Raw genomic sequence first — 26,707 nt, 5'->3', positions numbered from 1 at the left:
TCGTCTTTCGTCCCTAACTGATATACTTACAACGTCGGCGCCAACCCGCGCCCCTGTTCCACTTACAACACGATTCAGAGGTTTTCCCATGTCCGGCCATTCCAAATGGGCCACAATTAAGCACAAGAAGGGCGCGCTGGACGCCAAGCGCGGCAAGATCTTCACCCGCCTCATCAAGGAAATCACCATCGCCGCCAAAAATGGCGGTGGAGACCCTGACGGCAATCCGCGCCTTCGCACCGCTGTTCTCGCTGCCAAGGCCGAGAACATGCCCGCCGACAACATCAAGCGCGCCATTCAGCGTGGCACCGGCGAACTCGAAGGCGTCAACTACGAAGAAATCACCTTTGAGGGCTACGGCCCCGGCGGTGTTGCTATTGTCGTTGATGTACTCACCGACAACCGCAACCGCACCGTCTCCGAAATCCGCCACATGTTCTCCAAGCAGGGCGGCAACCTCGGTTCCACGGGCTCCGTGCTTCACATGTTCTCCAAGAAGGGCCTCATTGCCATTGAGAAGGGCGCAGCCGACGAAGAGACGCTCATGAACATCGTCCTTGAGCACGGCGGCGAAGACCTCAACGACGAAGGCGAATCCTGGGAAATTCTCACCGATCCCGCTTCCTTTGAAGCCGTCTCGGAAGCCGTCAAGGCCGCCAATATTCCCACGGTAGCCAGCGAAGTCACCATGATCGCCAGCACCTACACCAAGCTTGAAGGCGCACAGGCCGCCGCCATGATGCGCCTCCTCGACGCCCTCGAAGACTACGACGACACGCAGAACGTCTACTCCAACTTCGACATGGACGAAGTAGAGGTAGCAGGCTAGCCAGTTCTTCAACCCAAGAAGAGAAGGCCGCCTGCATCAAGGCGGCCTTTTTACGTAATTTGCAAACGGGGCTGGTAGGTCAGGGCTTTAGCCCTGACAATAGCAACAACAAAAATGACAGGGGCTTTATAGCCTCTGAGATATGCTTTTGGAACTCTTGCGGAGAACCACATTGACCCGATTCACGAAACTCCTTCTTGCGCTTCTCATCCTCTCCACCGGCGCTCTCAAGCTCACCGCGCAGGCCGTCAACCCCGTTGCGGAAGTTCGCAACACGCGCCCTTGGGAAATCGCCCCTTTTGTGGCCTATGAAAAAGGCATCGGCGACCGCTCGGACTTCAACTTCCTGCAGGGCGGCGTAGAAGTCGGCAAAGTTATCACCCCTGTCATCCATGCGGGCATCGTCAGCGGCCAGTTCCAGTTCGCCGGCAACATTATGCCCCTCTGGCAAGCATGGACACCCTCCCCGCACACCGAAAACTACAACTGCGTCCTCAGCAACGACCAGCCCGGCATCTGCCCCGAGCCCGTAGGTGGCGGCCACTACACCGGTGTCTCCATTACGCCCGTCATCTTCCGCTGGAATTTCCTGACCCGCTCGCGCCATATTCAGCCGTGGTTCCAGGCCGCCGGCGGCCTCGTCTACACCACCCACAAGTTCCCACCGGACATCCTCTTTCCTCACGGCGATCCCGGCGGAACCTCCGTCTGGAACTTCACCCCGCAAGGCGGAGTCGGTGTGCATTACTTCGTAAAGCCGCGCCGCTCCATCGACCTCGGTGTTAACGCTGTGCACATCTCGTCCTCCTCGCTGGGCGACCGCAATCCCGGCGTCAACGCCAGCATCCAAATCCAGGCAGGCTACACCTTCTGGAAGTAGAAAGGCAGGGACTAGGGAACAGGGAGTAGGGAATAGCAAACAACTTGCTATTCCACAAAGCCGTTTGGCTTTCTACTTCCTATTTCCCTAATCCCTACTCCCTTGGAATGAGCACAGCGAATCCCATCATCGAAGCCGTTCCCAACTTCTCAGAAGGTTCGGACGTGCGCAAGGTCGAGGCCATCGTTGCCGCCATGCGCGTCGATGACGTGCATCTGCTAGATTGGTCCATGGATGCTGACCACAACCGCTCCGTCGTTACCATCGCCGGCCCGCCGCAGGCGGTCGTAGAGTCCGCCATCCGCGGAGCAGGGAAGGCCGCTGAGTTAATTGACCTGACAGTGCAGCAAGGCGTCCATCCCCGCATCGGCGCAGCAGATGTAATCCCATTCGTTCCCATTTCCGGCATCAAGCTGGAGCAGTGCGCCCTCCTCGCCCGCCAGGCTGGCATGGAAATCTGGCGTCGCTTCGGCGTGCCCGTCTACTTCTACGAAGCCGCCGCCTCGCGTCCCGACCGCTCCAACCTTGAAGACGTTCGCAAAGGCCAGTTTGAAGGTCTTCGCGATATCGTTCGCAAAGACGCCCACCGCCGCCCCGACCTCGGCGGCCCCGGCCTCCACCCCACAGCCGGAGCATCCGCCGTAGGCGCGCGCAAATTCCTCGTCGCATGGAACATCTACCTCGACACCGCCGACGTAGCTATTGCCCGCACCATCGCCAAAGATATACGGGCCTCCAGCGGCGGCCTCAAAGGCGTGAAAGCTCTCGGCGTGCAGGCCCACGGCCGCGCCCAGCTAACCATGAACATCACCGACTTTGAGGTAACCCCGCTCTCACGCGTCTACAAGCGCGTAGCGGCGCTGGCCGCCAAGCACCGCACCGCTCCCATCGAAGGCGAAATCATAGGCCTTGTCCCCCAAGCTGCCTGCGAGCAGGACTCCGACTGGATGAGTCAGCTAAAAGCCTTCGACCCCGAAGCCAAAATCCTCGAAAGCCGCCTCAAGAACCCCCTGATCTGGCCCAAAAAATAGCCCAGGTACTCCTGCAGCCTCTCCAGTCGTTGTTTTTCTGTACCCGATACCCCACACCCGATATCCTGTTTTCCCAAGCGTTTTCTCCCACTAATGCGTCCAATCAAAAGGAACGATAAAATAAAGGGAGCGGCATTCCCGCCCAACAGAAGGAAGACCGATTTTGCGTAACACCCTGAAACTCATTCCCTTGCTCTTCGCCCTTGGCGTCACGGCCCACGCTGCCCAGCTTTCTTCCGACGCCCGCGCCGCCATTCCCCGCGAAGTCCGCCAGCTCGTCGTCATCGACTACCGCGCCATGCAGAACTCCGATACGGCCATGCAGCTTCGTGATCGCGTCATGCCGCCCGATCTCAAGCAGTTCGACGACGCTCTCCGCCGCTCTGGCCTTAACGACAATCACGACGTCGATCAGCTCGCTTTTGCCATCTTCCGTCCCGCCGGTGCAGGCGACGAGATGGTCACCCTCGGCATCGCCCAGGGCCAGTTCGACACCGATTCCATCCTTAGCGGCTTTAAGAAGAAGGGCGTCAAGCCCCGACTTCAGGGAACTAACAAGATCTACCCTATGGGCAAAACCGGCATGGTCCTCTGCTTTGTCGATCAGTCCACCATGATCTTCGGCGGCACCGATGCGGTCAAAGCCTCGCTCGATACCCGCGACGGCAACCAGCCCAGCCTGCTCTCCAATCCGACGCTCATGAGCGCCATGCAGTCCACTGACTCCGCTGCACTCTGGAGCATCCTCGACGCCCTCGGCACCCAGAACATGATGAAGCAGGTTCTCGGCGAAGCAGGTTCCGTTGCTGACTACGAATCCGTTCGCAAGCGCCTGCAGGTTTCCTGGTACGGCATGGACTTTACCCACGGCGTCCGGTTTGATCTCACCATCGTCACCGGCGACAGCTTCGCTGCGGCAACCATCTCGTCACTTCTCAACGCTGCCGTGGTCTACAAAAAGGTTACAGGCGCAGATGCCGAAAAAGCTGCACTTGCGGACACGGATGTAAGCTCCAGTGCCGGCAAGCTGCTGGTACACTTCGCAGCGTCCGACAATGACTTCGCCAGTCTCCTGAAATCGCCCCTCTTCCAAAGCATGGTGCGATAAAGACAGGGAGTAGAAGACAGCAAACAAAAGCCCCGCGTCAAAGCGGGGCTTTTTCATTTCACCCCATCCACAAATGTGGGTGGGGCATCACTCCTGCCAGCTACTCGGTCTTTGCTTTTACTGTTGTTTTTCCTAGTCCCTTGTCCCTATTCCGTAGTCCCTGCCTTTTACAATGAGTTAATGCCCGCAGTGCAGCAAGTAGATCTTGTCGGAGTAGGACTCAACGCCACCGACACCCTCATCCCTCTCAAGCAATTTCCCGTCAACGGCCAAAAGCTCGAGTACGAGCGCGCCACCGTAATGGCTGGCGGCCAGGTCGCCTCTACCGTTGTGGCCTGCCAAAGCTGGGGCCTCACGACGCGCTACGTTGGCAAGTTGGGCCGCGACGATGCTGGCCGTCTTCACGAGCGCGAGTTCCAGCGCCTCGGTGTAGAAGCGCAGCTCGTCTATGCCAAAGAAGGTTCCAGCCCGCGCTCCCTCATCCTTGTTGATTCGACGGGCGAGCGCACTGTTCTCTGCCAGCGCGACCCGCGGCTCCGCCTGAAGTCCGCTGAGTTGCAGCGTGAATGGGTTACCAATGCTCGTATTCTTCATGTAGACGGTTTCGATACCGAGGCAGCTATTCAGGCCGCTCGCTGGGCCCATGAAGCTGGAGTTCCTGTAGTTGCCGACCTTGACGAAGAATACGAGGGCATTTACGAGCTTCTGCCGCTTGTCGATTACCTTGTTGTCAGCAGGAACTTTCCCACGCAGATTACCGGCCACGACGACCTTAACAAGTCTCTTGCGGAGCTTCATCAGCGTTTCCGCTGCAAGGTTACTGCGGCCACGCTTGGCCCTGACGGTGTGCTTGCCTGGGACGGGAACGAGTACCATCATCGTGCCGCTTACAAGGTCCCGGTAGTAGACACGACTGGCGCTGGCGACATCTTCCACGCCGGATTCATCTTTGGGCTGTTGAACAACTGGCCTCTCCACCGCCAGCTCGACTTTGCATGCGCTGCTGCTGCCATTAACTGCATGCACACTGGCGCTCGTGGCGGTATCCATGCGGTTGAGGCTATTGAGGCCCAGATGCAAACTGGGGAGCGCTATCCGCTGCAGCCTACGGAAGTGTCGTCCTGAGGGGAAGCGGTACTGCCTGGCCGGTTTTTGGACTGTGCGTTTGTGCAATGCCGTGTGTATGCGCACAGCGGGGTGCTTTTCCAGTTCGTTTGTTTTGTGTGAGTTGCGGCGGGATTGCACAGGGACTGTGCAGAATCTTTATTCCGGAACTGTGCAAAGGCAGGGGATAGGGTATGGGGTTTAGGGTACAAGGGATTGTGCCTGCTATTGACGGCATTGGGTTCTCCTTTCTTTTGAGTTAGCGAATCAGTGAAAAAACAGAAAGGCCCGACTCCATGCGGAATCGGGCCGTTTTTCTCTACTGGTTCAAGTCTAGCAAATTCCAGATAATTGAGCGCAAAGATCGCGAAAGATTTTTCTCTTTTATTTTCAATATCTTAAGGCGTCCCTGTACCTGTTGGGGGCTTGACAAAGGTTTTCCACAGAGGCGGCCTGACGGCTTTGCTTGTCGGCAGTTTGGGCTATTGAATCTGAAAATCTGCCTTATCTCCCGGCAGCAGCACTATCCGAAGCGAGCCCTCCTGATTTTCCCGGAGTGTTGGCCCGGTTATGGATGGCTGGTGTTTGTCCGGAGCTGTGTACTGGACTTTTACCGCTCCTGTTCCAGTCAGATGAATCCCGGACCGCACCGTTTGCCCGGCATCCACGGAGTCTGCCCCAAAACTAGCATCGGGATAGTCCACCTCCAGCAGCCGTACTGCGGCTCTGGTCTGGTTAACTACTGAAACTTCAAACGGATGCGACCTGCACCCTGCAAACCACGCGAAGAACAGCATGGAACTGATAGCTAACAAAGACTTTATGGATGTTTTCACGCCTTCTCTCCGGCTCCAATCTTCTTCTCCAGCCGCTCAATCCGCCGCCAAAGCTCCGGCAGCTTCTGGAAGACCGTTACCGCCCGTAGCCAGACGCGGTTATCAAATGCCGGCGATCCGGAAATCATCTTTCCCGGGGCCACGTCATGCGAAACGCCGGATTGCGCCGTCAGGATTGCGCCGTCGCCAATGGTGCAATGGCCGGCAACGCCTGTTTGTCCGGCAAGGATCGCTTTAGAGCCTACGACGGAAGAACCTGCCAGGCCGGCCTGGGCGCAGAGCAGGGTGTCTTCTCCAACTTTCGACCCATGCCCGACCTGCACGAGGTTGTCTACTTTCGTTCCGGCGCCAATCTCGGTAATGCCTACGGTGGCGCGGTCAATACAGGCGTTTGCCTGTACGTCTACCCGGTCGCCAATCCGTACCGGCCCGGACTGCGGAATCTTTTCCCATTGGCCGAGTTCGTTTTTCGAGAACCCGAAGCCGTCTGCACCGATGATTGCGCCATTTTCCAGCGTCACGTGGTCGCCGAGAACGCATCCCTCGCGGACAACCGCGTGCGCATGCGCAAAGAAGTGGCTCCCCACCTGAACGCCGGGATAGAGCACTACGTGCGGCAGGATTGTGGCGTTCGGGCCGACCCTCACTCCGGGGCCAACCACTACGTAAGCGCCGACGTGTGAATCCGGGCCAATCTCCGCCGTGGCATCAATCGCGGCTGTTGGGTGAATCCCGGCAGGATACGCCGGGGGCTGATAAAAGAACCCCAATGCTCGCGAAAACGCATGGTAAGGATTTTTTAACCGCAGCGTGGGCGTATCGATTTCCGGAAACTCCGGCTCAACCAGCACCGCCGCGGCCTTTGTGGTCTTTGCCAATCCTGCATACTTGGGGTTCGCGACGAAAGTCACTTCGGAAGCTCCTGCCTCCTCGATGCCTTTTACGCCTGTAACCTCAACCTGCGGGTCGCCATGCAACTCCGCGCCAAGCCGTTCTGCTAATTCACCAAGCTTCATCGCACTCGATTCGGACTAGCCGTCCAGGCAATGGCGCCTTGCGGCGCACGAGCCTTGCTAATCTTGTTTGCTAATTACGGTATCAACAAATAGCTGATGCACGCGCCGGTCTTCGGAAAGCTCCGGATGAAAGGTTGCCGCCATGATCTTGCCCTGCTTGACAAGAACAGGGAAGCCGTCGCGCTCGGCCAGCACCTCTACGCCATCTCCTACCTCCGCAATTCGCGGGGCGCGAATGAAGACCATCTCCAGAGGCTCTTCGCCGAGTTTAGTGGGAGCCGTCAGAATGGAAGAGTCGATTTGCCGACCGTAAGCGTTGCGCTCCACCGCCGCATCGAGGAGTCCGAGACTGGTTTGCGCCGGATGACGAACCTCTTTCGCAAGCAGAATGGAACCTGCGCAAGTTCCAAAAATAGGCTTGGCCAAACCGAATTCCCGCAACGCTTTCAGGAATCCGCCGCGCTCCAGAAACTTAAGCATCGTAGTCGATTCGCCTCCCGGCAGAATCAATCCATCAAGATTTGCAAGCTCCTCCGGCTTCCGGATCTCAACCGCATCTGCACCGGCTTCGGCCAGTGCAGATGCGTGTGCGGCATAGTCTCCCTGGATGGCCAGCACGCCAATGCGCGGCCTCTTTGTTTCGTCTGTCAATTTGGACCTCGTACCTTAAGAATGCACAAAAACAAACCGGGGACGCAATGCGTCCCCGGAACTGCAATCGAACTGGCCAGTCTTACCAGCCGCGGGTCTGGAGAAGCTGAGCTTCCTCAAGCGCTGCTGCAGCGAGTCCCTTCATGGTGCCGGTAACCTGCTCGCTGACTTCGGCTACAACCTTCGCATCGTTGTAGTGCGTTGTCGCTACTACAATCGCCTTGGCGCGGGAGACAGCTTCTGCGCGCTCCTTCGGGTCGTTCTCTACGTCGAGCGGCGTGGCGCGCTCCTTCATAAAGATGCCCGAACCAACGAAGATGGCCTCCGCGCCCAACTGCATCATCAGAGCCGCATCCGCGGGGGTGGCAATGCCGCCCGCTGAGAAGTTCGGCACGGGAAGCTTGCCCGTCTGCGCCACCATGCGAATCAGTTCGTAGGGAGCCTGGTGCTCCTTGGCCGCGTGGTACAGTTCCTGCTCGCTGAGAACGGTGAGGGCCTTCATCTCCTTCACGATCTGGCGCATGTGCTGAACCGCGTGCACCACGTCGCCTGTACCGGCTTCGCCCTTGGTGCGAATCATCGCGGCACCTTCGGCGATGCGGCGAAGAGCTTCGCCGAGATTGCGCGCGCCGCAGACAAAGGGAGTCTTGAAGGCATGCTTGTCGATGTGGTGGGTCTCGTCGGCGGGCGTCAGAACTTCGCTCTCGTCGATGAAGTCCACACCCAGCTCCTGCAGCACCTGCGCTTCGGCGAAGTGGCCGATGCGGGCCTTCGCCATCACGGGGATGGAGACGGCGCCGATGATTTCCTTGATGAGCTTGGGATTCGCCATGCGGGCTACGCCGCCCTCGGCACGAATCATTGCGGGCACGCGTTCGAGCGCCATGACCGAAGTTGCGCCTGCCTCTTCCGCAATGCGCGCCTGCTCCACGTTCATGACGTCCATAATGACGCCACCCTTCAGCATTTCCGCCAAGCCAACCTTCAGGCGGAGACTGGTCGAAGTAAAAGCCTTATTTCCGTTCTTTTCAGACATGTTTTTGAACCTCAGCTCGAACCCTTGCACGACAGGAAAGCGGCAACAGGGATGCAATTACCAGTGTAACAGCGAAGCGGGTCCCGCATTTATGAGTCCTTTCTAATCTTTCTGTCTCGCAACTGGTCACCCTCTTGCAAATCTCTCAGGCGTGGCTACTCCAACCAATACGAATCCCGTCAATCCCGCCCCGGCGACTCCGGTTGCTGTGACATCGGCACTCCCACAGAGTTCGCAGGCAGTTTCCCCAGATATTGCGGCATTGAGCGCGGGCGTGCGCTCGGTCATGGGACCGGAAGAGCCCACCGGGCGCGCCCAGGATGTTCTCGCGGGTGAGGGCAGTTCAGAATCAGGCAGCGAAACTTCGGCAGCTATGGAAGAAGAGAATGCGCTGGTTGCATCCTCCGAGGCTGTCGATGCGCTGATCGATCAGGGACTGATTGAGCGTCAGGGAGTAGAGGCAAGGCTTCCCGTGCAGCTTGACGTTGGCATTCCGATTCGTGATTTCCGCGTACGCAACCTCGTAGCGCTGGCTACCGGGGCCGTCGTCGAGTCCCAGTGGGAGCCCGGTGAGGATGTGCCGGTATCAAGCGCGGATGTGCAGTTGGCATGGAGTGAGTTTGAAGTTGTGGATACGCAGTTGGCGGTACGGCTGACGCGTTTGACGTAAACAGCCCGTTCGAAACTGGCTGTCCTGACCCGTCTGACAATCCCTGCCATATAAGAGCAGGAGAAAAACGGAGCAGAGTGTGAATTTGCATCGTGTGAGGAAAGCAGGGAGCGGCGCAGAGCCTGCAGGTCTGGCTCATTGGCTGCTCGGAAAGTTGCGAGGCGCAAGAAGAGCAGAACCGCGCCTTGCTCTCGTGGAGCGTATCAGTCTTGCACCCAAACAGACGTTGTCACTGGTAGAGGTTGAGGGCAAGCGGTTTTTGATCGCCAGTTCCGCGGATGGAGCGTCCTCGTTTTATCCATTGGCAGGAAGCCGGATCGCGAAACCGTGGAATGGAAGAGTGAGGGCCTCATGGTAGCGCTTCTCGCTGCGGGCGTCGCACAGGCTGCTCCGCTCATTCCTGACCTCAACGCGAAGCTGCATCCTTCAGACTCCGCGCCGTGGACCATTGTTTTTGTTCTGACGCTGATTACGCTGCTGCCCGCCATCCTGATGGCCATGACGCCGATGGTGCGGCTGCTTGTGGTCTTTCATTTTCTGCGCCAGGCATTGGGAACACAGACTGCGCCTTCCAATCCCACGTTGCTGGGGCTGGGGTTGATGATGACCTGGTTCCTTATGACGCCGGTGCTCATGCAGGTCGATCAGCAGGCCGTGGAGCCTTATCGACAAGGGCAGATAACAGGCCTTGATGCTATTGACCGGGGAGCACAGCCGATAAAGCATTTCATGCTGCACTATGCGCGAGAGAAAGATCTTGCGCTCTTCACAGCAGCAGGACAGGTAGGCCGGCCCAACAAACCGGAGGACCTTCCAATGCGCGTGGTGATTCCGGCGTACATTCTCTCGGAGCTTAAAGCAGGGTTTGCGATTGGCGCAGTTCTCTTTCTGCCGTTCCTTTTGATTGACATGGTGACAGCCGCAATTACCACTTCGATCGGCATGTTCCAGTTGCCGCCTGTTGTGGTCTCAACGCCGCTCAAGATTCTGCTCTTCGTCATGGTGGACGGGTGGAACCTGCTTGCTGGCTCGTTGCTGAAGAGTTTTTAGAGGAGAACGAGAGATGACACCCGACATGGTTGCGGAATTGATGCGGCATCTGCTGCGGGAGGCAATGATTTTGGCGGCTCCCCTGCTGATTGCAGCGGCTCTGCTGAGCTTTCTTCTTAGCCTGGTTCAGACGCTGACCAGTTTGCAAGATCAGTCGCTAACATCTGTTCCGCGTTTGTTTGCTGTGACACTGATTCTTCTTGTAGGCATGCCGTGGTTTCTTGAGCGGCTTGTGACATACACGAAGACATTGATGGTCGATTTTCATCGTTACGTGGGATAAAGCAGCGTTCCGTTCGATAGATGACACAGGTGTACTGCCAGAGCATTGAGCGAAAAGTCAGGAGCTATCTTTTGACAGATTGGGGCCATTTCTTGAGCGCGTTGACACTTGCCGGTGTACGGGTGAGCGGCATGGTTGCATTTGCTCCATTCTTCTCGTCGAATGCGCTCCCAGTACGTACCAAGGCAGTATTTGTTCTTGCGGTCTCTTATCTGTTGGCTCCTTTGGTTGCAGCCCTGCCGAACGCGCACATCGAAATCAGTTATGAGGGGTTACTGGGTGAAGTTGGCGTGGGGATTTTGTATGGACTCACGCTGGCATTGCTCAACGAAATGCTGGTTTTCGCAGGGCAGATTATGGGCGCACAGCTAAGCTTCTCGCTCGTGAATCTGATTGATCCCACCTCGCCCATTCAGACGCCGCTGCTTGGCGATCTCTTCCAGGTCTTGGGCACATTCGTAGTGATTACTTCGGGGCTGGATCAAATTCTCCTTTCTTCCATGATTCGTAGCTTTCATGCTGTACCACTCGGCGGCTTCGTGCTCTCGCAGGCGAGCGCGCAAGGATTAGTGCGAACAGCAAGCGGCATCTTTCTGGCAGCTGTTGAACTGGCTGCACCTGTGATGGCCGCAACAATGCTGGTGGAGGTTGCGATCGCGCTCCTGGGTAAGTTGAGTCCACAGTTGCCGGTCACCTCCCTGACGGTTCCCGTGAAGACGCTTGTGGGTTTTGTCGTACTTATCGGCTCACTTGCTGTTTGGCCAAGATTTATTGAGATGCACTTTGTCGGATTACTCGATTATGCGCAGTCCCTCCTTGCAGGGTCCGTGACAGCACATGGCGGGAGAGGATAGAGATGGCCGGTGATCGTACAGAACAGGCAACACAACGACGCAGAGAAAAAGCGCGTGAGCAGGGCGATATCCTGCACAGTCGCGAGCTGACTGCGGCGGCAGGAACACTGGCTGGCGCGATGATGCTTGGCGTAATGGGCATGCGTTCGATGGAGGCATGGAAAGGTATTTTTGCCGCATTTCTTTCCCTGGGCAGCGCGCCGCACTGGGAGCAGGCAGAAATCCAGCCGACTATGAAATCCATTCGCGCGCTGTCTCTCGAAGTGCTGAATCCGGTTGGAATGCTCATGGCTGCCGTAGCAATTGCCGCGTTGGGCGTTGCCATGTTGCAAACGGGCGGCGTGCAAGTGCATCCGAATGCGTTGAGCTTCAAGCCGGAGAGGCTGAATCCGGTTTCCAATGCCAAGGGGCTTTTTTCCATGCGCGCTGCCGCACGGCTAGGCAAATCTCTTATCCCTGCTGCGCTTTTAACTGTCTTTGCCATGCAGCGCATGATGCACGAGGCGCAGGTTCCACCATTTTCGACGGGCCGCATCGAGATGGTGGGACAGGATGTGTATGGATTGTTGTTGATGGCGGCCTGGCTTCTCTTCGGATGGGCGGCGGTTGACTATGCCGTGGAGTGGCAGAGCCGCGAGCAGCGCCTGCGTATGAGTAAGCAGGAGTTGCGTGAGGAGCATAAGGAGGCGGAAGGCTCGCCCCAGGTGCGTAGCCGCATTCGCAGTCTACAGCGGCAGATGCGCCGCAAAAAGGTGAAGGAAGATGTAGCCAAAGCAGCAGTGGTGTTGACCAATCCAACTCACTACGCCGTGGCCCTTGGGTTTGATTTTGGAGCGATGGATGCGCCAAAGGTGCTGGCCAAAGGAAGAAACCTGCTTGCCGAGGAGATTAAAGCAGAGGCGCGCTGGGCAGGGGTTCCGGTAATTGAAAATCCGCCCCTGGCCCGTTCGCTCTACCGCTCGGTGGAAGTCGGCCAGGCCATTCCCGTGGACCTGTATGCGGCGGTGGCCACCATTCTTGCTTATCTGTATCGCCAACGAGTAGAAGCCGAACTGCGAGAGCGTGCGGAACGGCAGGCACGTGCCGCACAGGATGCTCGTACAACAAACCGTTCCATTTCAGGAGGTGCCCAGTGAGCACGACTGCACTTGCCCAGCCGCAACAGAATGCCATGCCAATGGGAAGCAATATAACTGCATTTCTGGGCCGGTTCAAAGACTACCTGCTCCCTATGGCGGCTATCAGCGTGATCTTTGTCATGCTTGTTCCGCTGCCGGCTTTTGTTCTTGATATGCTGCTGGCGCTCTCTATGGCTGCGTCGATGATCGTTTTTCTTTCGGCTGTACAGATTCGTCGCGCTGTTGAGCTGAGCGTCTTTCCAACACTTCTCCTCCTGCTTACTCTCTTTCGGCTTTCGCTTAACATTGCGTCGAGCAGGCGAATCCTGTTGCATGGCTCAGAAGGGACGGCTGCGGCTGGAAATGTTATTCAGGCCTTCGGTCAGTTTGTTGTCGGCGGTAATTACGTTGTCGGCTTCGTTCTCTTCCTTGCATTAATTGCAATCCAGTTCCTGGTTGTCTCGCATGGCGCGGTTCGCACGGCGGAAGTCACGGCGCGTTTTACACTCGACGCACTTCCTGGCAAGCAGATGGCGATTGACGCTGACATGAATGCCGGTTTGATTGATGAGGCGGAAGCCCGCCGTCGCCGGCAGGCCGTTGCGCGCGAGGCTGAATTTTATGGCGCTATGGATGGCGCAGCGCGATTTAATCAACGTGATTCGCTGGCCACCATTCTGATTACAGCCATCAATATCATCGCAGGCCTCTTGATCGGCACATTGCAGCAAGGTGTCAGCCTTACGGATGCTGTCAAGACTTATACGATTCTCACCGTGGGCGATGGGTTGGTGACGATGATTCCGTCTTTGCTGGTTTCGGTGGCAGGCGGTATTGTTCTGACCCGGGCTAATTCTGCCGGCATGTTGGGCGGCGAGATTCGTGAACAGCTTTTGGCAAAGCCATCGACACTTTATCTTGCCAGCATTGTTACGGCGGCTCTGTGCCTGATTCCCGGACTTCCCAAGATTGCCTTTCTTCTGGTCTCGCTGGGAATGCTGGTGATTGGGCGGACAATTGCGACGAGATCTGCGGCTCCAGTGGCGGAACAGGGAGTAGCGGCCAAAAAGACGGGGAGCCAGGCACAGTCACAGGACCTGGTGTCTCTGCTCAAGCTTGAAGATCTTACGCTTGAAATTGGTTTTCAGTTGATTCCTTTCGTAGATGAAAAGCAGGGTGGACAACTGCTGCATCGCATACGCTTACTACGCAAGCACCTGTCAACGGAGTTGGGTTTTCTGATTCCTCCGGTGCACATCTCAGACAACCTGAGGCTCAAGCCGCGAGAATATGTGTTTTCCCTGCGTGGCCTTGAGATTGGCCGCTGGCAGACAGAAGGGACACAGTTGCTGGCGGTCTCCGGCGACCCACACCGCAGACCGCTCCCTGGAAGAGAGGCCAAAGAGCCCGCCTTTGGAGTGCCGGCAATATGGATTGCTCCACAACTGGAAGAACAGGCAATCGCCTCCGGATATTCGGTGGTCAATGCAACCACCGTTATCACAACGCATCTGGGCGAACTGATTCGTCAGCACGCGTGGGAGTTGTTAAGCCGCGCCGAAATCAAACGGTTGATGGATTCGCTCAACGATTCTCATCCGCGGTTGATGGAAGAGCTGGTTCCAAAGCTTCTTACACTTGGCGAAGTGGGGCGCGTGCTCGAACAGCTTTTGCGGGAGCGTGTCTCGATTCGTGATCTTGGATCCATACTTGAAGCGTTGATAGAGATGGCTCCGGTAAATAAGAGCACGGAAGCCCTTGTAGAAGCAGCACGGCAAAAGATGGGCAGACGCCTGGTTCAACCACTGCTCGACTCTGATGGACAACTACCTGTTCTCCTGCTGGATGGAGCAATCGAGGATGAGATCCTTGCAGCCTTATCTCCTGAGATGCACGGCAGGATGCCAGTGATGGTTTCAGCGGGAACCCCCTTGGTGAGGCGATTGGCGGATTCTGTGAAATCGCTCATTGCAGCATCCTCACCTTCGGCCCCTCCAGTGCTTCTATGTCCGAGTCCGGCACGTTATTACGTTCGCAGATGGCTTGCGCCACTTTTTCCACGGCTTCCGGTCGTGGCCGCGGCTGAGATTCCTCCGGAAGTGCGGCTAAGACCGGTTGGAACTGTGCGGTAAGCATAAAAACAAACATGTCAGCGGGAACAGGAATGCGAGGGAGGGAAATGCTCGAGACAGCGGGAGCGACAGAGGACCGCAAGGGGCAAGCACACGAAGTATCTGTGGGCAAGTATCCTGTGGCCGACTCGGGAGGCGCAGGGATAACACCGGAGCAGGAACGCGTATTGCTGGAGCATTTGCCAATTGTCAGATTTCTGGCACGGCGCATCCATGAGCGACTTCCGCAGCACGTGGATATTGAAGACTTGATCTCCGCTGGTGTTGTGGGACTAATGGATGCCTTTGCGAAGTTCGATCCGGAAAAGAAGGTTCAGTTCCGAAGCTATGCGCAGTTTCGTATTCGAGGCGCCATTCTGGATAGCTTGCGGACGCTTGACTGGAGTCCACGCGAGCTGAGACGCAAGGGCCGTGCTGTAGAAGAAGCAATTCGAGTGTTGACGGCGCGGTTAGGGCGACCGCCTTCTGAGAGCGAAGTGGCTGACGAGATGGTGCTCTCGCTGGAGGATTACCAGCAGTTGCTTGGGGATCTGAAAGGCCTGGAGATTGGCACGTTACATGTGGAACGCAATGAAGACTCAGGAGACGAGGAACTGGCGTATGTACCAGGAAAGCCTGAAGACGATCCTCTCTTTCATTGTCTACGCGGAGAGCTGGAGGAGCGCCTGGCAGAAGCGATTGCCAAGTTGCCTGACAGGGAGCGCCTCGTGATGACTCTTTACTACTACGAAGAGATGACGATGCGTGAAATCGGATTAGCTCTCGGGGTGGTTGAGTCGCGCATCTCTCAAGTGCATGCCTCGGCAGTAACGAGGCTCCGTGCAGCGCTCAAGGATCTGGCTTCGAAGGGCGTTTTTACGCGAGCGAAAAAGAATAACAGAAAGGAGTAGCGGACGATGGAAAAGATGCTCAAGCAGGATGAGATCGATGCACTCTTTGAGGCTGCGCGCACGCAGGCTCAGTCTGCGGACGATTCAAGTACCGTGACTCAGTCGGAGATAAAAGCCAAGGTGGTTCCATATAGCTTTGCAACTGCTGGGCAAATCTCCGGGGATCAGTTGCGTGCAATCAGTATGCTGAATGATCTCTTTGCTCGCAATCTTACGCATAATCTTGCAGCGTGGCTTCGCACTAAGTTCCACGTCAATCTTGTGTCAGCCGAACAGATTCCTTTCAATGACTTCCTGCTTCGCGTGCCGGAAATTAACTACATGGCTGCGGTGCGCCTGGAGCCTTTAGGGGTTCTTTCCGTGTTGCAGATGGAAATGTCACTGGTTCCCCCGATAGTGGACCTGTTACTCGGTGGTGAAGGGAAAGAAGGACTGTTGCGTGAATTGACAGACATCGAAGAATCGATTCTCGCGAGTGTGGTGGAGATTATCTGCCGCGAACTGAGCATGGCCTGGCAGCCTGTGGGGTTGAGCTTTAATTTTGAGCGGCGGCAAATGCAAACTCAGGCGGCGCGCATTATGCCGGTGACGGAAAAGATTCTCTGCCTGAGCTTTGAAATTCGCATGCCTCATAACTCAGGTCTGCTTAATCTGGCCTTCCCCGCGGTCGTAGCTAATACGGTCTTGCGGAGGTTGACTTCGGACTGGGGCCGTTCACGCCGTCATGCCCCTGAAGTGCGGGCTCGCATGGAGTCCACTGCGCAGAAGATTCATTTTGGCGCTTCATTGCAACTTCCTTCTGTGCGGGTGCCGCTCCACCGGATAGAAACCATGGAGCCGGGAACACTCATACCACTGAATATTCCGGCCAGCACGTTACCAGAATGGCGGGTAGGCGGGCAGGTGTTGGCGCGGGCAGAGGCGATTCGTAAGGACACACAGCGTGCGGCGCGCATCGATAGCCGAATGGAGGTAGAACTCGGATGACAATGACGTATCTGGATTGCTGGAAGAAAGCTGCCGCGGCATTGTTGCCACAGGCATTGGCGGGCGAACCTGAATTTCTGGAGTCCCTGCCCAAACCCCTGACTGCTGGCTCATTTGGTTTTGCTGTTACGATCCGCGGTGAGCAAGAAGGACGCTTTGCGGTAGTGCTCGATGCAGGCCTGTTAGATACATCCCTGATGGGCGAAGGGGTGGATCAGAAGGCTGCGTGGAGTGAACTGCTGCGCGAGGTTGCTGAATCGGCAGCCGGCGAGATGCTGGCCAAGACAGGGCTGAAGCTGATCGTTGAGAAAGTAGATGAAATTACTGCGGAAAATAAGATCTCCCAGGCTTTCCAACTGAAGACTGCGAATGGCTCCTGGACGATTCTGGTACGGAATGAAGTAAGTGCACCAAAGCAAGTAGAAGCGACAGCTAAGGAGAAATCTCAACCAGTAACAAAAAAGACAGACACGGCAGCAGCTTCTGGACCCAGTCGCACAAGAGTTGAGCTACTGATGGATGTAGAGCTTGAGGTGACTCTTCGTTTTGGCAGCCGCGAGATTCCTCTGGGAGAGTTGCTGGAGCTTGGCCCTGGGGATGTGGTGCAACTGGACCGCCATGTGAATGATCCAGTGGATTTGATTGTTGCAGACAAAATTGTGGCTCGTGGAGATGTGGTGCTGGTGAATGGGAATTTCGGACTGCGAGTAACCGAAGTGGCGGAGCCTCGGCTGCGTCTGGAGACAATCCGATGCCTGTTTTAAGTAAGCGAAATGCTCCTAACGCGGATATGATTGCGACGGTTTTGAGGCAGGCACTGGCACGGGAAGCTCCCGAAGCAAGGAGTGTTAAACCTGAGCCGAAACGTAATCGCTGGCTTGAGACCTGCACCAACCCTGCTTGCCGCACCGGCTGGATGCAAGTGTGGCGTAATCGGACGGTTCCTGTTTTTGAAGAGGGATGGACCTGTTCTGAAGGTTGTATGGCAGACCTCGTCCGCCTCGCTGTTTTGCGCGAGAACAAAGGTCGCACGGATGCGCGGCCTGCGCATCGGCACAGGTTACCGCTTGGTTTGCTGATGCTGGAGCAGGGATGGATTACGGGGGAGCAATTACGTGGCGCACTTGAGATGCAACGCAAGCACGGTGATGGCCACTTAGGGAAATGGCTGGTAAAGCAGTATGGTATTAGCGAAGAACTGGTGGCACGAGCATTAGCGCTGCAATGGAGTTGCCCGGTTCTCAGATCGCAGTCGCTTCGCTCAACCGCGCCGCTTGCATTGTTCATGCCACGTCTATTCGTGGACGCTTTTGGCGTGGTGCCGTTTAGGCTGGCGGCTGGTAAGGTTCTTTATCTTGGGTTTGAAGATACTTTAGATCCAGTCCTGGCTCGCTCTGTCGAGCGTATGACTGGCATCCGCACGGAATGTGGGGTCGTGACGGATTCTCAGTTCAGTCGATACCATGAACGAGCGTTGCGCGTACAGTATCCCGCGGTGGAACTCGTTGAAGCTGTGAATGAAGAGACCTTGACGCGGGTTTTGACAAGAGCCATTGAAAAGGCAAAGCCAGCAGAGTCCCGTCTCGTCCGCGTTCATGAGTTCCTCTGGTTGCGCATGCTTCATCAGTCCAAGGAAACCGAAGCTTTGAAAACCGGCGATATTCAGGATGTGATCTGCACGATTGGCAGATAGGCCATTTTCGGTCTAAACAAAAGCATGTTCAAGTACTCACGAGATAGGCCGATAGGGGAAATAGAGAAGGGGACTGGAAAGGCATGAGTGAGATTAGCACCTTGATTGTGGATGATTCTTCTGTAATGAGGAAGATTGTGGAGCGGGCTCTTCGGCAGGCAGGGCTCGATGATTCCCTGGTTGTGCATGAGGCGTCGAGCGGCAGTGAAGCGCTTGACGTGCTTAAAAAATCGAAGGTAGACATCATTCTTTCCGATATCAATATGCCGGTGATGGATGGGTTGGAGTTTTTGCGCCAACTGAAAGCACAAAACCTGGCTCCGGGCGTGCCGGTCATTATGATTACGACCGAGTCAAGTGAAGAACACGTGAAGCAGACAATTCTGGCAGGCGCAGTCGGCTATATTCGCAAGCCGTTTACGGCGGAGCAGGTGAAGGAACGGGTTCTGCCTTTGATTCGCGTTGCATAAATATTGAGGGATGAAAATCTGCGCGTTGCCTGGGGACGTAAACAGTTCAAGCGGGATGAATACAAAATAAGTGCATGGAAAGGGTAATGTGCGATGGCCGTTTCATTGCGTGAATCGGTGGATCTGATTTCCGATCCGCGAAATTTGGATATTAGTGTGAAGGAAGTATTCCAGACAATGTTTGGAGCTTCTTGTGAGCAGGTAGAAAAAGGCGCGGCTGGTAATCATCCAGAGTCAGTAACGGCTGTTGTGGGTTTTGGAGGGCTACTGAGCGGTGCTTGCGTCTTTCATTCGGATGCGGCGACGGCATTGCAGATTACCGGAAGAATGACAGGGATGGAATTTACCGAGCTGGATGACACCGTGAAAGATGCATACGGAGAGATATGTAATATGCTCGCGGGAACATGGAAAGGACGTGTTCCGAACCTCGCAGGAAATTGCGGGCTTTCCGTTCCCGCAGTCATTACGGGATGCGACTATGACATTCACGTTCAGGCTCCCGAGTTTCGCGTACAGCATTTTTATCGTCTGGATACGGAATACTTTGACGTAACAATTATTTGCGATGGCCTGAAATAGATTTCGACTTTATTCCTTTCCTCCGGCATGCCCTCACACATGCCGGAGTCTTTTTTGAAATTATGATTCCTCTCTAATCTTTCTCCGTGTCTTTCGGTTCTCTATTTGCACATCCCCTTAGCGAGGGGAGAACTCGCATGGGGAGTGGTTACTATGCAGCGTTGACTGGTCTCGTAGCCAGGACGCAGGCGCTTGATACCGCAGCAGGTAATTTGGCGAATGCGCAGACGCCGGGCTATCGCGCAGAGCGTGAGTATTTCCGTTCGGTCTTGCTGGGGCAGGATGCCGTTGATTCCCAGCTCGGTCACACGGTTAACAATTTTGGATTGCTGGGTGGCGATGTGTTGAACATGGGGCAAGGGGCAATCAGCCAGACCGGCAACCCACTCGATCTCGCCATCGAAGGTCAGGGATTCTTTGAGATTCAAACTGCGAACGGTGTTCGCTTCACTCGTGACGGAAGCTTTCATCGCACAGCCAAAGGTGCGCTTGTAACGGGACGTGGTGAGACGGTTTTAGATGTTAACGGTAAACCCATCACGCTTCCTCCGGGGCAGGTGTCGATTGGTTCCAATGGCGCTGTCTCTGTTGCGGGAGGAGTTGTGGCGACAGTGGGCGTCTTTTCCTTTCCTGCAGGTACGCAACTGAAGGCGGAGGGAACGAACCGTTACATTGCACCTCAGACAGTTAAGCCTCAGCTTGCAGGAGATGCTTCCGTGCATCAGGGAGCTATCGAGGCTGCCAATCAGGATGTGATTCAGGGAACGCTGGACCTGATAGTTGTGCAGAGACAGGCCGAGATGATGCAAAAGGCTCTGACTACCTTCCATGTTGATTTCAACAAGTTTGCAACGGAAGACCTTCCGAAGGTGTAAGAGGGGCTTTGGTTGCGGGCCGTAGCTGGCCTTAATGCAAATGAACATAGCAGGCAGTAACAAGGACTCCTGAGCGGTTCAAGGTTCACTGCCATCGAAAGGGAGAGCAATGATTCGAGCACTTTACACGGCGGCAAGCGGCATGAGCGCGCAGCAGATGAATCTGGATACGATCGCGAACAATCTTGCCAACTCGGGCACAACGGGATTCCGCCAGATGCGTCTTCAGTTTCAGGATATGGTGTATCAGAATCTTGTGACGCCGGGCGCGGCGCAGAGCCAGTCAACTGTCTCCGCTGGCCTGCAGATTGGCCTTGGTACCAAGTCGGCTGCGACAGAGGTGATTAACTCGCAGGGCTCTTTGAACGAGACGGATAATCCGCTCGATATGGCGATTGAGGGCCAAGGCTTCTTTCAGGTACAGCGTCCTGATGGCACGATTGCCTATACGCGCGCCGGGCAGTTTCATCTCAATAGCCAGGGAACAATTGTGACTACGGACGGTGATCCGCTTGTACCGCAAATCACGATTCCTCCAAGTGCAACGGCGGTAACGGTTACGCAATATGGCGTGGTGAATGCGACGCTACCCGGGCAGCAGAATCCTTCGCAGTTGGGACAGATTCAGCTTGCAACTTTTCCCAATCCTGGTGGGCTTGAAAACATGGGCAGCAACTTGCTTACGGCTACGCTCAGCTCAGGAGATCCTGTGCTTGGCAATCCGGGCGGTGCGGAGGGCGTAGGCACACTGCAGCAGGGATATCTTGAAAACTCCAATGTGGATGTGGTCACAGAGTTTGTGCAGATGGTGCTGGCGCAGCGTGCCTACGAGTCGAACTCGAAGGTCATCAAGGCTGCGGATGATATGTATTCGCAGGTTAACAACATGACGCGATAAGCGAAAGCAGGCCATGAAGAACGGTATCGAGTTCTTGAAGCAATCATGGAAGGCGGCGGCATTCTGCCTGTTGGCTGTGCTGTCAGTTGCAGGGCAGCAGGCGGCGCTTGTTGCGGGCGAAATTCATGATCCATCGACGGGAGCTGTGTGGGCGTTGATGCGTGATGATGTTCATCCCGGCGGACCGGCGCGTTGGGTGCTTGTTGTACCGGGGAATGGGAACAATTTCAGCCCTGCCGACAGAAAGCTGTTGATTCATGCGGGAGACAGGATTGTTGTCGAAGAGCACTCGGCTGTTGCAGATGCACGACTGGCTGCCATTGCACTCACATCTGCGGCAAAAGGAGAAAGCCTGCAGGTGCGCATGGTGATTGGCGGTGCTGTTGTTACGGCATCGGCAATGACAACAACGGTTGCCGGACTGGTGACGAAGGGAAGGGCAACGGAGGCAGAGCGATGAATACTCCATGGAAAACTTGTTGCCGGCTGATGATTCTTGGTTGCTTACTGACTGCGGCGGCACCATCTTATAGCGCCGGGGCCAATTTTCTAAAAAAGAAGCAGCCGCAGGGAGCAAAGGATACGCCTCCGGAGACTGCACTCAAGGCCTATGTACAGCGCGTTCATGCGCAGCAGGCTGCGGAAGTGCGGGAACCGGGGTCGATCTGGATTCCAACAGGGCAACTGGTGAGGCTGGGAACGGACGTCAAGGCTTATCGTTTGCATGATGTGGTTTCAATTATCGTGACCGAAAGCCTGGCCGCCTCCACAGATGGACAGGTGAAGAACTCACGTGCTTCCAATGCGAACTCTGGGCTTACTTCTCTCTTTGGCGCTCTCAAAGCCAGCAATTCGTTGCAGAACCTTGTCGGGATGAATGCTTCATCTGGACTTACCGCGCAGGGGCAGAGCACGACTAATTCCAGCTTGGTAACAACCTTTGGCGCCGAGGTGGTGGATGTGCTGCCGAACGGAATGCTGGTGGTGCAGGCGACGCGGGAACTGACCTTCTCGCAGCAGACACAACTTATCAAGCTGCGCGGGCTGGTACGTCCTGAGGATGTAAGCGCGCAGAACGAAGTTCTTTCAACGGCTATGACCGATCTCGAACTTGAGGTTACGGGCAAGGGCATCATCAACGACTCAACATACAGGCAGAATCCGCTGACGCGATGGCTGGAAAAACTGCTGGTGTTCTAGGTGCGGAGAACAGATGAATTGCTTGAGGAATTGGAAAGGTCTCTACAAACTCATTCTTGTCGTGATGCTCTGCATGACAACAATGACTGGATGGAAACACACATACTCACAGCAGACGCGCGTGAAGGATATTGCTTCCATTGAGGGCATTCGCGATAACCAGCTTGTTGGCTACGGGCTTGTGGTTGGGCTGCGCGGCACGGGAGACTCGCAGCAGACTGTCTTTCCTGCACAGACACTCATCTCGGCTTTGGAGAAGATGGGCGTTACAGTGCCGCAGTCGGGTGGCACGCAGTCTGCGCAGAATATGCAGATTCGCAACATGGCTGCGGTTTTTGTCGTGGCGACGCTGCCGCCATTCAGCCGCTCTGGAGCGAAGATTGACGCGACCGTTTCTTCTGCGGGAGATGCGCGTTCCCTGGAGGGCGGCGTGTTGCTGATGACGCCGCTCTATGGACCGGATGGGCAAATTTATGCGCAGGCGCAGGGGGCGCTTGTGCTGGGCGGGTATGCGGTTGCGGCAGCAGGCAATGTGCGACAAATGAATCATCCCACGACGGCACGTATTCCGTCGGGGGCGCTCGTCGAACGTGCGGTGCCTTTTGACCTTAGCCAGCTCAAGACGTTGAATGTGGTGCTGAACGACGCAGACTTTCATACTGCCGAAAGCATGGCGGGAGCTATCAACAAGGCTCTTGGAGATACTCGTGCGCATGCAGTAGACAGCCGGCGGGTTGAGATTATGCCAAAGTCTTCCGAAGACCGTGCGGCGCTGCTCGACGTGGTGGAAGGAGTACAGGTTAGTGTCTCGCCGCGCGCCAAGGTTGTGGTGAATGAAAGAACAGGAACTGTCGTGATTGGAGGCATGGTGCGCTTGCAGCCTGTCTCGATTCTGCACGGTGGGCTGGCGGTGAATATTATTTCGGAGCCGATGGTTTCGCAGCCCGGCCCATTCAGCAATGGGACAACACAGGTGGTGAACCAGACAACGGTGCAGGCACAGGATCAGCCTGTCAATCGCATCGAACTGAAGCAAGGAGCGACCGTCGAGGATCTTGTGCAGGAGTTGCAACGGACGGGCGCGGGCGCACGAGATGTGATTTCGATTCTGCAGGCAATGAAAGAAGCGGGTGCTCTTGAAGCAGACCTGGAGGTGCTCTGATGTCTCTTACGATATCTTCCGCAATGCAGCTTGCAGCCAGTACACAAGCATCCGGCAATCCCAAGCTGGTCAACGCCGCGCACGAGTTTGAGGCGCAGTTGATGAAAGAGCTGATGAAGCCTCTTACCAGTAACGCCGCCCCCGGCGATGATGGCGAGGATGACGATGCGGGGTCTAATGGGGCTCTTGGAGAGTTTGCTTCGGAAGCTTTGGCGCGCGCATTGAGCGAGCAGGGCGGCTTCGGGATTGCTGACAGGATTCTTGGGCAGTTGGCGCAGAGGCAAGGAGGCGTTTCTGTTTCTGCGAATTCCAAAGTGGAATTATCGCGTGCAAATGGGAAAGCACGAATGAAATCTTCCGTTACTTCTTTACCGTGACTGACGTAATTGAGATGACTCACCGATAACTGTATAGGGAGGTAGTTCTGTGGAGATACGCAGCAATTTAAAGAGCGGTGCAGAGGGGCTGACCTCGATTCTTGGTGTTACGGAAGCCGCTTCTTTGTCTTCTTACGGGAAGAGTTCGCGTTCGAGTGAGAGTGCTGGAGATTCCGGTCTTGATGGAGACTGGGCTACGTTAAGTTTCGCAGGAGGCAAGATGGCGCAGGCCGCGAGCGATGCGGGCGTGCGTGATGACAAGGTGTCGGCGATTCGTTCCGCGCTTGCGTCGGGGACTTACCAGATTCCTGCGAATGTGGTGGCGGCAAGTGCGGTTGGAATCATGCTGAGTGAGCAGGCCGGGCGATAAGAACTAGTGGAGATGGGGCCAAGGATGAGCGTAGCAGGGAAGCAGCAGGGCAAGTCTGAGCTGAAGCAATTGGTTCGTGAGGCATCGGAGGCGCTGGCACGGTTGGACGCGGAACGGCTTGAAGAGCTTGCGCAGTGCTGCAGGGCTCTGAACCGCAACTGGAATCAGGAGTTGCGTAAGGGGGAGAGCAGCACGCAGGGGCAGGTGGAACTGGCAAGGCAGACACGGGAGGCTGCGGGTGAGTTTGTTGTCTTTACCCGTGTTCTGCAGTCAACGCGTGCCAACCTGGACGTGATGAAGCGGCTTCACGGAATGCGTGAAGAGCAGTTGGAGTACTAGGCAACGCAACCTGGCTCTTATGGGCCATACCGGAGAGGATTGATGGGTACAATCAGCACGGCATTCAGCATTATTTCCGGGGCGCTTGATGCGGATCAGGCAGCGCTAAGCATAGCTTCAGGCAACGTGGCGAATGCAAACACCGATGGATACACGGAAGAGCGGGCTACGTTTCAAGAGAACTCCCCGGTGACGATTAACGGCGTGGCCTATGGTGATGGCGTGACCGAGACGGGCGCAAGCTCTGTGCGTGACCGCGTGCTGGAAGGCCGTATTGACCAGCAGCAGCAGATGGTTTCTTCCTCTACAGCGCGCCTGAATGCGCTGCAGACGCTGGAGACGCTTTTCACGCCCAATTCGGGATCAAGCTCTGCGACGACGGGCGGCGATATCGGCACGGATATCACGAACTTCTTCGATGCGTTCTCCTCGCTCGAAGGGGACCCTACAAGCAATGCGCTGCGACAGGCGGTTCTGTCTGACGGCAAGATTCTTTCCGGCGATATGTCCAACACGGCAAATGCGCTTGCCGGCCAGCAGTCGGCGATTGACCAGGAGGCGGCCTCTGTCGCTACGCAGGTTAACTCGCTTACATCGGCGATTGCGCAACTAAACCAGCAGATTCAATCCACGTCGCCGAATGGTGATGCAGGGACGTTGGAAGACCAGCGTCAGTATGACTTGAACCAGCTTTCTCAGTTGATTGGCATCAACCAAATCACCACGGAAGCCAACGGAATTACCGTTACGACGGCTTCGGGGCAGGTTCTTGTTGCCAAGAATCAGAGTTTTCCGCTGACTACGGGCAAGGTGAATGGAGTGACGCACTTTTTTTCGGGCTCCACGGACGTTACGAGCGAGCTTGCCGGCGGTGGTGGTGAGCTGGGCGGCTATCTGACAGCGCGGGATAGTGATATTCCGACAGTTATGTCGGCGCTCGATAATCTTGCTTACTACATCTCTACTTCTGTAAATGCGCAGAACAATGCGGGCACGGATTTTAACGGCAATGCGGGCGCAGACATTTTTGCTGAGCCTGCGGAGGTGAGTGGCAGCGCGCAAGGCATGTCTGTGGCAATGACGGACCCGAATGGCGTGGCTGCGGCAGCCGGTGGAGCTGCGGCTAAGTCCGGTGACAACTCGAATGCTGTGCTGCTGGCGGGAATCGCTTCGCAGGCTAGTACGTTGCCGAATGGTTTGCCGCCGAATAACTATTACTCCGATCTTGTGACGGCACTTGGTTCAACGATTACCGAGGTACAGACGGAGAACACTGCGCAGCAGGCTTCGCTGACGCAGCTTACAACGCAGCGCAACTCGCTTTCGCAGGTGAATCTGAATGACGAGGCGGCATCGCTGACCAATCTTGAGCGAAGCTACCAGGCCGCAGGGCAGTTCTTCACGATTATGAATTCTGTGATGGCCTCTGCTCTGAACCTTGGAGAACAGACGGCAGTCGCTTAACGCATTATTCAACGACAAAGGGAGACGAAAGCAATGCGGGTTGATCCCAGTTACACTACCAACCTGGTGAGTGCGCTTGATAATGCGCAGGCCAATGAACAGCAATACTCCTCGGAGCTGTCGAGTGGCGTACGTGTTACTTCGGTCGGTACGGACCCAGTGGCGGCGGGTGAGAATGTTCTGCTGCTGAACCAGATTCAACAGGATGACTCTTTCACGAGTTCCGCAAACCAGGTTACGGGTCAGTTGCAGGTGGCCGACAGTGCGCTTGGGTCCGTGATTGCTCAGCTGACGCAGGCAATCTCCCTGGCGACAAGCGCGAATAACGGCACGTTGAATGCGAGCCAGGTGAACTCGATTGCCAGCGAACTGCAGGGAATTCGCGGAGAAGTGATGCAGTTGGCGAACACCAGCTACCAGGGGCAGTATATTTTTGGCGGCAGTTTGACTTCGACGGCTCCTTACTCCTCCTCGACTTATGATGGGGATGCGACGGTGAACTCGCTGGTGACGCCGAATAACCAGAAGATCCAGTTGAATGTGCCGGGGGCACAGATATTCAATGGCAACGGCAACGCCGCTGTGAGTGTTTTTGGTGCGCTGGATGCGCTGATTGCGGATTACTCCAGCGTGACTTCGACTACTCCACTGAATGAAACTCAGGCTTCAGCCGATACTGCAACGCTGAATTCCGCGTTGAACTGGGTTTCGCAGCAGCGAGTGACGATTGATAACTCGATCAACCAGCTCGGCTCGGCTTCCTCTTCCGCGGCAAGCGAGGGCATCCAGTTAACCTCGGCGC

32 protein-coding genes are annotated in these 26,707 nt (G+C 56.0%); 28 read left to right on the top strand and 4 right to left on the bottom strand.

Annotation, left to right across the window (positions count from 1 at the left end; all coding sequences use genetic code 11):
- Positions 1-88: 88 nt before the first annotated feature.
- The 5 genes from AC5S3R_RS05185 to AC5S3R_RS05165 all read left to right on the top strand — a co-directional run bounded on the left by AC5S3R_RS05185 (position 89) and on the right by AC5S3R_RS05165 (position 4,973).
- Complete coding sequence (locus tag AC5S3R_RS05185; protein WP_494265884.1) at positions 89-829, top strand: YebC/PmpR family DNA-binding transcriptional regulator; 741 nt, start codon at positions 89-91, stop codon at positions 827-829.
- Between the two features lie 172 nt (positions 830-1,001).
- Positions 1,002-1,709, top strand: a complete 708-nt coding sequence (locus AC5S3R_RS05180; protein WP_494265882.1) for an acyloxyacyl hydrolase — start codon at positions 1,002-1,004, stop codon at positions 1,707-1,709.
- Between the two features lie 107 nt (positions 1,710-1,816).
- On the top strand, positions 1,817-2,740 hold the full coding sequence (gene ftcD, locus AC5S3R_RS05175) for a glutamate formimidoyltransferase (RefSeq protein ID WP_494265880.1): 924 nt from the start codon (positions 1,817-1,819) through the stop codon (positions 2,738-2,740).
- Between the two features lie 163 nt (positions 2,741-2,903).
- Complete coding sequence (locus tag AC5S3R_RS05170) at positions 2,904-3,848, top strand: hypothetical protein (protein ID WP_494265878.1); 945 nt, start codon at positions 2,904-2,906, stop codon at positions 3,846-3,848.
- A gap of 180 nt (positions 3,849-4,028) precedes the next feature.
- Positions 4,029-4,973, top strand: a complete 945-nt coding sequence (locus AC5S3R_RS05165) for a carbohydrate kinase family protein (protein WP_494265876.1) — start codon at positions 4,029-4,031, stop codon at positions 4,971-4,973.
- A 461-nt stretch (positions 4,974-5,434) separates the two neighbouring features.
- Here AC5S3R_RS05165 and AC5S3R_RS05160 read toward each other — a convergent pair whose 3' ends face one another.
- The 4 genes from AC5S3R_RS05160 to pdxS form a co-directional block, all read right to left on the bottom strand.
- Positions 5,435-5,788: a hypothetical protein gene (locus tag AC5S3R_RS05160; protein ID WP_494265874.1), complete on the bottom strand. Its 354-nt coding sequence runs from the start codon at positions 5,786-5,788 to the stop codon at positions 5,435-5,437.
- On the bottom strand, positions 5,785-6,804 hold the full coding sequence (gene lpxD, locus AC5S3R_RS05155) for a UDP-3-O-(3-hydroxymyristoyl)glucosamine N-acyltransferase (RefSeq protein ID WP_494265872.1): 1,020 nt from the start codon (positions 6,802-6,804) through the stop codon (positions 5,785-5,787). Before lpxD ends, AC5S3R_RS05160 begins: the two co-directional genes overlap by 4 nt.
- A 57-nt stretch (positions 6,805-6,861) precedes the next feature.
- The gene (pdxT, locus tag AC5S3R_RS05150) at positions 6,862-7,455 is read right to left on the bottom strand and encodes a pyridoxal 5'-phosphate synthase glutaminase subunit PdxT (protein ID WP_494265870.1); all 594 of its coding nucleotides are present in this window, start codon (positions 7,453-7,455) and stop codon (positions 6,862-6,864) included.
- An 82-nt stretch (positions 7,456-7,537) separates the two neighbouring features.
- Positions 7,538-8,491: a pyridoxal 5'-phosphate synthase lyase subunit PdxS gene (pdxS, locus tag AC5S3R_RS05145; protein WP_494265868.1), complete on the bottom strand. Its 954-nt coding sequence runs from the start codon at positions 8,489-8,491 to the stop codon at positions 7,538-7,540.
- 151 nt (positions 8,492-8,642) lie between these two features.
- Here pdxS and AC5S3R_RS05140 point away from each other — a divergent pair, with 151 nt between their 5' ends.
- The 23 genes from AC5S3R_RS05140 to AC5S3R_RS05030 all read left to right on the top strand — a co-directional run.
- The gene (locus tag AC5S3R_RS05140; RefSeq protein ID WP_494265866.1) at positions 8,643-9,161 is read left to right on the top strand and encodes a FliM/FliN family flagellar motor switch protein; all 519 of its coding nucleotides are present in this window, start codon (positions 8,643-8,645) and stop codon (positions 9,159-9,161) included.
- 79 nt (positions 9,162-9,240) lie between these two features.
- Positions 9,241-9,519, top strand: coding sequence for a flagellar biosynthetic protein FliO (locus AC5S3R_RS05135; protein ID WP_494265864.1), 279 nt, complete (start codon positions 9,241-9,243; stop codon positions 9,517-9,519).
- Positions 9,513-10,211: a flagellar type III secretion system pore protein FliP gene (gene fliP / locus AC5S3R_RS05130; RefSeq protein ID WP_494265862.1), complete on the top strand. Its 699-nt coding sequence runs from the start codon at positions 9,513-9,515 to the stop codon at positions 10,209-10,211. The genes AC5S3R_RS05135 and fliP overlap by 7 nt, the downstream gene beginning before the upstream one ends.
- Before the next feature lie 13 nt (positions 10,212-10,224).
- Complete coding sequence (locus tag AC5S3R_RS05125) at positions 10,225-10,494, top strand: flagellar biosynthetic protein FliQ (RefSeq protein ID WP_494265859.1); 270 nt, start codon at positions 10,225-10,227, stop codon at positions 10,492-10,494.
- Between the two features lie 92 nt (positions 10,495-10,586).
- Positions 10,587-11,348: a flagellar biosynthetic protein FliR gene (locus AC5S3R_RS05120; RefSeq protein ID WP_494265855.1), complete on the top strand. Its 762-nt coding sequence runs from the start codon at positions 10,587-10,589 to the stop codon at positions 11,346-11,348.
- Between the two features lie 2 nt (positions 11,349-11,350).
- Complete coding sequence (locus AC5S3R_RS05115) at positions 11,351-12,484, top strand: EscU/YscU/HrcU family type III secretion system export apparatus switch protein (RefSeq protein ID WP_494265854.1); 1,134 nt, start codon at positions 11,351-11,353, stop codon at positions 12,482-12,484.
- Between the two features lie 35 nt (positions 12,485-12,519).
- Positions 12,520-14,598 (top strand): flagellar biosynthesis protein FlhA, encoded by a 2,079-nt coding sequence (locus AC5S3R_RS05110; RefSeq protein WP_494266142.1) that lies wholly within the window; start codon positions 12,520-12,522, stop codon positions 14,596-14,598.
- Between the two features lie 104 nt (positions 14,599-14,702).
- A complete protein-coding gene (locus AC5S3R_RS05105) occupies positions 14,703-15,488 on the top strand; it encodes a FliA/WhiG family RNA polymerase sigma factor (RefSeq protein ID WP_494265852.1) in 786 nt (261 codons plus the stop codon).
- 6 nt (positions 15,489-15,494) lie between these two features.
- A complete protein-coding gene (locus AC5S3R_RS05100; protein ID WP_494265850.1) occupies positions 15,495-16,475 on the top strand; it encodes a flagellar motor switch protein FliM in 981 nt (326 codons plus the stop codon).
- A 2-nt stretch (positions 16,476-16,477) separates the two neighbouring features.
- Complete coding sequence (locus tag AC5S3R_RS05095; protein ID WP_494265846.1) at positions 16,478-17,239, top strand: FliM/FliN family flagellar motor switch protein; 762 nt, start codon at positions 16,478-16,480, stop codon at positions 17,237-17,239.
- Positions 17,227-18,168, top strand: a complete 942-nt coding sequence (locus tag AC5S3R_RS05090; protein ID WP_494265843.1) for a cyclic di-GMP-binding domain-containing protein, MshE-related — start codon at positions 17,227-17,229, stop codon at positions 18,166-18,168. The genes AC5S3R_RS05095 and AC5S3R_RS05090 overlap by 13 nt, the downstream gene beginning before the upstream one ends.
- Before the next feature lie 83 nt (positions 18,169-18,251).
- Entirely contained in the window at positions 18,252-18,638 is a 387-nt protein-coding gene (locus AC5S3R_RS05085; RefSeq protein ID WP_494265841.1) for a response regulator, read from the top strand.
- Between the two features lie 93 nt (positions 18,639-18,731).
- Positions 18,732-19,220 carry a chemotaxis protein CheX gene (locus tag AC5S3R_RS05080; RefSeq protein ID WP_494265839.1) on the top strand — a complete coding sequence of 163 codons (489 nt, stop codon included), beginning with the start codon at positions 18,732-18,734 and terminating at the stop codon, positions 19,218-19,220.
- A 137-nt stretch (positions 19,221-19,357) separates the two neighbouring features.
- Entirely contained in the window at positions 19,358-20,095 is a 738-nt protein-coding gene (locus AC5S3R_RS05075; RefSeq protein WP_494265837.1) for a flagellar hook-basal body protein, read from the top strand.
- A 109-nt stretch (positions 20,096-20,204) separates the two neighbouring features.
- On the top strand, positions 20,205-20,993 hold the full coding sequence (gene flgG / locus AC5S3R_RS05070; protein WP_494265835.1) for a flagellar basal-body rod protein FlgG: 789 nt from the start codon (positions 20,205-20,207) through the stop codon (positions 20,991-20,993).
- 13 nt (positions 20,994-21,006) lie between these two features.
- Positions 21,007-21,453 (top strand): hypothetical protein, encoded by a 447-nt coding sequence (locus AC5S3R_RS05065; RefSeq protein ID WP_494265833.1) that lies wholly within the window; start codon positions 21,007-21,009, stop codon positions 21,451-21,453.
- A 29-nt stretch (positions 21,454-21,482) separates the two neighbouring features.
- A complete protein-coding gene (locus AC5S3R_RS05060; RefSeq protein ID WP_494265831.1) occupies positions 21,483-22,193 on the top strand; it encodes a flagellar basal body L-ring protein FlgH in 711 nt (236 codons plus the stop codon).
- Between the two features lie 73 nt (positions 22,194-22,266).
- On the top strand, positions 22,267-23,355 hold the full coding sequence (locus AC5S3R_RS05055; RefSeq protein WP_494265828.1) for a flagellar basal body P-ring protein FlgI: 1,089 nt from the start codon (positions 22,267-22,269) through the stop codon (positions 23,353-23,355).
- Complete coding sequence (locus AC5S3R_RS05050; protein ID WP_494265826.1) at positions 23,355-23,732, top strand: hypothetical protein; 378 nt, start codon at positions 23,355-23,357, stop codon at positions 23,730-23,732. The genes AC5S3R_RS05055 and AC5S3R_RS05050 overlap by 1 nt, the downstream gene beginning before the upstream one ends.
- A gap of 49 nt (positions 23,733-23,781) precedes the next feature.
- The gene (locus AC5S3R_RS05045) at positions 23,782-24,102 is read left to right on the top strand and encodes a flagellar biosynthesis anti-sigma factor FlgM (RefSeq protein ID WP_494265824.1); all 321 of its coding nucleotides are present in this window, start codon (positions 23,782-23,784) and stop codon (positions 24,100-24,102) included.
- Between the two features lie 24 nt (positions 24,103-24,126).
- Complete coding sequence (locus AC5S3R_RS05040; protein ID WP_494265820.1) at positions 24,127-24,441, top strand: hypothetical protein; 315 nt, start codon at positions 24,127-24,129, stop codon at positions 24,439-24,441.
- A 42-nt stretch (positions 24,442-24,483) separates the two neighbouring features.
- Positions 24,484-25,905, top strand: coding sequence for a flagellar hook-associated protein FlgK (gene flgK, locus AC5S3R_RS05035; protein ID WP_494265818.1), 1,422 nt, complete (start codon positions 24,484-24,486; stop codon positions 25,903-25,905).
- Positions 25,906-25,938: 33 nt separating this feature from the next.
- The coding region (locus AC5S3R_RS05030; protein WP_494265816.1) for a flagellin N-terminal helical domain-containing protein at positions 25,939-26,707 on the top strand (769 nt) is incomplete at its 3' end.

This window comes from Occallatibacter sp. FHG110214_02, assembly GCF_059115385.1.
This window is presented reverse-complemented; position numbering and strand designations above follow the sequence as displayed.

Coding starts and splice junctions, on each gene's coding strand:
- AC5S3R_RS05185 (WP_494265884.1), top strand. CDS start 89: ATGTCCGGCCATTCCAAATGGGCCACAATTAAGCACAAGAAGGGCGCG.
- ftcD (WP_494265880.1), top strand. CDS start 1,817: ATGAGCACAGCGAATCCCATCATCGAAGCCGTTCCCAACTTCTCAGAA.
- AC5S3R_RS05165 (WP_494265876.1), top strand. CDS start 4,029: ATGCCCGCAGTGCAGCAAGTAGATCTTGTCGGAGTAGGACTCAACGCC.
- lpxD (WP_494265872.1), bottom strand. CDS start 6,804: ATGAAGCTTGGTGAATTAGCAGAACGGCTTGGCGCGGAGTTGCATGGC.
- pdxS (WP_494265868.1), bottom strand. CDS start 8,491: ATGTCTGAAAAGAACGGAAATAAGGCTTTTACTTCGACCAGTCTCCGC.
- fliP (WP_494265862.1), top strand. CDS start 9,513: ATGGTAGCGCTTCTCGCTGCGGGCGTCGCACAGGCTGCTCCGCTCATT.
- AC5S3R_RS05125 (WP_494265859.1), top strand. CDS start 10,225: ATGACACCCGACATGGTTGCGGAATTGATGCGGCATCTGCTGCGGGAG.
- AC5S3R_RS05115 (WP_494265854.1), top strand. CDS start 11,351: ATGGCCGGTGATCGTACAGAACAGGCAACACAACGACGCAGAGAAAAA.
- AC5S3R_RS05110 (WP_494266142.1), top strand. CDS start 12,520: ATGCCAATGGGAAGCAATATAACTGCATTTCTGGGCCGGTTCAAAGAC.
- AC5S3R_RS05100 (WP_494265850.1), top strand. CDS start 15,495: ATGGAAAAGATGCTCAAGCAGGATGAGATCGATGCACTCTTTGAGGCT.
- AC5S3R_RS05095 (WP_494265846.1), top strand. CDS start 16,478: ATGACGTATCTGGATTGCTGGAAGAAAGCTGCCGCGGCATTGTTGCCA.
- AC5S3R_RS05090 (WP_494265843.1), top strand. CDS start 17,227: ATGCCTGTTTTAAGTAAGCGAAATGCTCCTAACGCGGATATGATTGCG.
- AC5S3R_RS05085 (WP_494265841.1), top strand. CDS start 18,252: ATGAGTGAGATTAGCACCTTGATTGTGGATGATTCTTCTGTAATGAGG.
- AC5S3R_RS05080 (WP_494265839.1), top strand. CDS start 18,732: ATGGCCGTTTCATTGCGTGAATCGGTGGATCTGATTTCCGATCCGCGA.
- AC5S3R_RS05075 (WP_494265837.1), top strand. CDS start 19,358: ATGGGGAGTGGTTACTATGCAGCGTTGACTGGTCTCGTAGCCAGGACG.
- flgG (WP_494265835.1), top strand. CDS start 20,205: ATGATTCGAGCACTTTACACGGCGGCAAGCGGCATGAGCGCGCAGCAG.
- AC5S3R_RS05065 (WP_494265833.1), top strand. CDS start 21,007: ATGAAGAACGGTATCGAGTTCTTGAAGCAATCATGGAAGGCGGCGGCA.
- AC5S3R_RS05060 (WP_494265831.1), top strand. CDS start 21,483: ATGATTCTTGGTTGCTTACTGACTGCGGCGGCACCATCTTATAGCGCC.
- AC5S3R_RS05055 (WP_494265828.1), top strand. CDS start 22,267: ATGACAACAATGACTGGATGGAAACACACATACTCACAGCAGACGCGC.
- AC5S3R_RS05050 (WP_494265826.1), top strand. CDS start 23,355: ATGTCTCTTACGATATCTTCCGCAATGCAGCTTGCAGCCAGTACACAA.
- AC5S3R_RS05040 (WP_494265820.1), top strand. CDS start 24,127: ATGAGCGTAGCAGGGAAGCAGCAGGGCAAGTCTGAGCTGAAGCAATTG.
- flgK (WP_494265818.1), top strand. CDS start 24,484: ATGGGTACAATCAGCACGGCATTCAGCATTATTTCCGGGGCGCTTGAT.